The 4,013-nt window shown below is 63.1% G+C and carries 3 protein-coding genes; 2 read left to right on the plus strand and 1 reads right to left on the minus strand.

All coding sequences use genetic code 11. The features are described 5' to 3' along the window. A partial coding sequence (locus AB1384_15485; GenBank protein MEW6555670.1) for a transposase occupies positions 1 to 704 on the plus strand: 704 nt, incomplete at its 5' end. A 447-nt stretch (positions 705 to 1,151) separates the two neighbouring features. Here AB1384_15485 and AB1384_15490 read toward each other — a convergent pair. Continuing rightward, positions 1,152 to 2,003 (minus strand): SDR family oxidoreductase, encoded by an 852-nt coding sequence (locus AB1384_15490; GenBank protein ID MEW6555671.1) that lies wholly within the window; start codon positions 2,001 to 2,003, stop codon positions 1,152 to 1,154. A 374-nt stretch (positions 2,004 to 2,377) separates the two neighbouring features. On the opposite strand from AB1384_15490, the gene AB1384_15495 reads away from it, so the two are divergent. Beyond that, the coding region (locus tag AB1384_15495) for a DUF5719 family protein (protein ID MEW6555672.1) at positions 2,378 to 4,013 on the plus strand (1,636 nt) is incomplete at its 3' end.

The following is a 4,013-nucleotide window of genomic DNA, read 5'->3' on the forward strand; positions in this document are numbered from 1 at the left end:
ACTACAAGGAGGTCTACCACACCCGAGACGAGAGGATCTACGAGCTCCAGGCAGCAGTCAGGGCCTACGACCGCATAGTGGGAAGGATCACGGCGGTAAAGAACCAGATCAAGGCGGAGCTCAGGGGAGAGGGCGTGATCACAGAAGGGGCCAAGGTCTTCGGCAAGAGGGGACGCGAGGAAGCCCTGGACCTTCCTAAAAGCCCGACCCTGCGGGAGATCATCGCCGCCGACTATGAACAGCTGGACTTCCTGCTGCGCGCCCAGGCCCAGGCCAAGCGGCGTTTTGTGCGCCTGGGTGCTGAGCTCGGCATCGTGCGGGCGTGGCAGGCCATCCCCGGGATAGGACCGGTTACGGCCGCCCGCTACTGCGCCTGCATAAAGTGCCCCCACCGCTTCGCGAACAAGGGCCAGATCACCCGCTACTCCCGCCTGGGGGTGACCCAGTCAGAGACCGGGGGCAAGAGCCTGCGCCGGCAGCACCTGGACCCGTCCGGTTGCGGTGCGCTCAAGGACGTCTCGCACAAGGCCTTCCGGGCCGCTATGCGCACGCGCGAAGACAACCTCATCAAGCGGGCTACGCGAGTTCCCTCGCAAGCACCGGCCTGGAGACCCACGCCCGCCTCACCACCCAGAGAAAGATACTTGCCATCATGTGGGCCATGTGGAGGGATGGCACGGCTTACGACGACAATTATGATCTGAAAAACGGGGCCTGCGGGGCCCGCTTGTAGGGGAGCCGCGGATGGGCATGCCCCTTGCGCGGCGGTTCGCCTCTATCCTTGCGAGCGGACCGGGTTGCCGGGAAGTCTCACTTGGGGTCATATCCTGGCCTCCCCGGAGGTCGAGGATCCATGGGTTGGATAGGCCCCGGCACGCAGGCCCCACCATTCCATAGCACACCCGCAAGGCGGGAGATGCTCATAAAGGTGACTGGCTGAGCGAAGCCTCGAAACGGCGAACCAGAGGTTTGGAAGGGTCCGCGAGGTGCTGACCGAAAAGAGAGGCGTAGCCGCAGGAAGGCGGAAGAGGCAAGGTGCCCGTTCGGAGACGTCCTCCCAAGCCAATAGGAAAGCAACCAGCCCCTCCCGGGAGGGGACAGGGGAGGATTACCCTTGACTTGGGTCTTTAAAGGTGACCCCAAGTGTGCCATCAGGGCTGGGCGCCGAATATCTTGTGGATGAACCCCCTCTTCCACAGGAAGCGAAAGAGGCTGTAGTAAAAGGAGGGCGATATGCGGAAGAGGATGAACTGGGGCAGGGAATGGGAAGGAGGTGCCAGGACGATACCCTTGTCCTTCTCCAGCCCGCGCAAGGCCGCCCTGGCCACGATGGAGGGGTCCACCCCCTGCTTCTTATAGAACGCCACTATCTCTTCCTTGGAGCTCTTCCCGGTGCTGTTGTAGAGATAGACCCTTCCGTCGGCGATGATCCTGGTGTCGATGAAACCCGGGCAGAGGATGCTCACCTTGATGTTGTGGGCGATCAATTCCATGCGCAGCGTCTCGCCCAGGCCCAGGACAGCGTGCTTGCTGGTGTTGTAAGGAGACATGCAGGGGATGGAGTAAAGGCCGGCGTCGCTGGCGGTGAGCAGGACGGAGCCTCGCCCGCGCTCTATCATCCTGGGGACGAAGTTGTAGAGAGTGTAGATGGCGCCGAAGAGGTTTACCCCTAACACCCAGTCCCAGTCCTCGAGGGGCGTCTCCTCGAACCTGCCCCCGTGGCCGACCCCGGCGTTGCTGCACAGGATATCCACATGGCCCCACTCCGAGAAGAAAGCGTCGGCGAAGCGCTCGACGTCCTCGCGCTTGGAGTGATCAACCAGATAGCCTCTGGCATCTACGCCTTTTCCCGTGAGTTCATCCACCACGCCGTCGATGCGCTCCTTGACGATGTCCGTTATCGCTACCCTGCAACCGGCATCTCCCAAAGCCAGCGCCAGGGCCCTGCCGATGCCCGAGCCGGCACCGGTGACGACCGCCGTCTTTCCCTCGAAAAAATCCATGGTATGCACCTCCGGATGACCGAACCTTTATCCAAAGCTCCAGCACAATTATGCGCCTTGGGCACTCCCGCCGTCACGTGGATACATGGATGGCCTTCCATGGACAAGAGGGCATCCTGTTAGCGCGTGGACAGGCAGATTTAGGTCCTTGCCGCGGTTTAAAGCCGCCTGAAAAAGGATAGAATGACAGGAACACCGAAATAGGCGTATCCGCAGGTATCGTAGCCTGCAGCTTCTAGGTGGCGAGAAAGGATGCACCGCATTTTCAACGTTCAGGCCTTATAAACCGTTCCAGGACAGACGCAAGAAAGCGATCTTATAACGGCCTTCAGAATAGAGGAGTGGGGGTTATCAGAAAAAAAGGAGTGGTGTGTATGAGAAAGAGATTGCTCATCGCGGTGGCGGCCACGCTCATGGTGGTCGCGCTGCAGCTGCCGGTGTTCATCTTCCCCGGCGCGGCCCTTGCACAGCCGCTGGACTGGGAGCGGGTGAACCAGGACGGGTTCGGCTTCGCGCCGCCGGGCGAGATGGGGAGCGCCCTGTCCATGGCCGAGTACGACGGCCATCTCTATGCCGGCACCATGAACTGGGAGAACGCCAACGGATGCGCCGTGTGGCGCTACGACGGCGGCACCGACTGGACCCAGGTGGCTTCCGGGGGCTTTGGAGACACCGGCAACCAGGGCATCTTCTGCCTCGAGGTCTACGCCGGCATGCTCTTCGCGGGCACCTACAACGAGACCACCGGCGCAGAGGTCTGGGCCTACGACGGCGTCGACTGGACACAGTATGTGGGCCAGGGAGCAGCGGGCGACCCCACTGGCCCCGGTTTCGGCGACGGCCTTGCCTGTGAAGCCGCCGGCGATATGGCCGTCTTAGGCGGCATGCTTTACGTCGGCACGGGGTGGGGCACAGGAAGCGTGGCCAAGATCTGGGCTTTCGACGGCAGCACCTGGACCCAGGCCAATGACGATGGTTTCGGTGACCCCACTAATAGAGGGAGCCGTGCCCTGGCCATATATGATGGGCAACTCTACGCGGGCACTAATGGCGGCAGCGGCGGCGGGCAGCTGTGGCGCTACGACGGGCCCGACCCGGCCGACTGGACCCAGCTCACCGGAGACGCCTTCGGGACCGGCGACTACGAAGTGCGCGTGATAGAGTCATGGAACGGGCAGCTATACGCGGGCACAGCCGGGACGGACTACCCCACGGTCTGGGCCTACAACGGCACGGTCTGGGATGACGTGACCCCGACCTACCCGGATGACAAGAACGACTCCGTGCGCAGCATGGCCGTGTACAAGGACGCCCTCTACGTCGGGGTCGGTAACTACTCCGGTGCCATACCCCTGGAGAACGTCGGCACGCAGGTCTGGCGCTACGACGGGGGAGCCCCGGAGCAGGTGAACCTGAACGGCTTCGACGGCGACCCCAAGAACATGGGCTGCCACAGCCTGTGCGAGTTCCAGGGCGACCTCTACGCCGGGGTCATGAACGTCGACTGGGGCCCCTCTCCTGAGGTATACGGCGGCGCCCAGGTATGGCGCACCAACGTGCCCTCCACCTGGTACCTGGCCGAGGGTTCCACCGCCGGGGGAATGCAGACCTACATCCTGGTGCAGAACCCCAACCCCGACCCGGTCACCGTGGACCTCACCCTCATGACCGACCAGGGGGAGAAGAAACCGACGGAGCTGCAGAACCAGACCATCCCCAAGAACTCCCGCCGCACCTTCCCCCTCCACGCCTACATAACCACCTACGACGTCTCGACCAAGGTGGAGGCCACCGGCGGTGAGGTCATCTGCGAGCGGGCCATGTACAGCGGCGACTGGAGCTGGGGGCACGACTCCATCGGGGTGACCATGCCCGCCCCGGTATGGTACCTGGCCGAGGGTTCCACCGCCGGGGGCATGCAGACCTACATCCTGGTGCAGAACCCCAACCCCGACCCGGTCACCGTGGACCTCACCCTCATGACCGACCAGGGGGAGAAGAAGCCGGCAG

The organism is Actinomycetota bacterium, from assembly GCA_040757835.1.
Classification (GTDB): Bacteria; Actinomycetota; Geothermincolia; order Geothermincolales; family RBG-13-55-18; genus SURF-21.

Bases quoted from the DNA above. Each gene is read 5' to 3' on its own strand.
- AB1384_15490 (MEW6555671.1), bottom strand. From the start codon at position 2,003: ATGGATTTTTTCGAGGGAAAGACGGCGGTCGTCACCGGTGCCGGCTCG.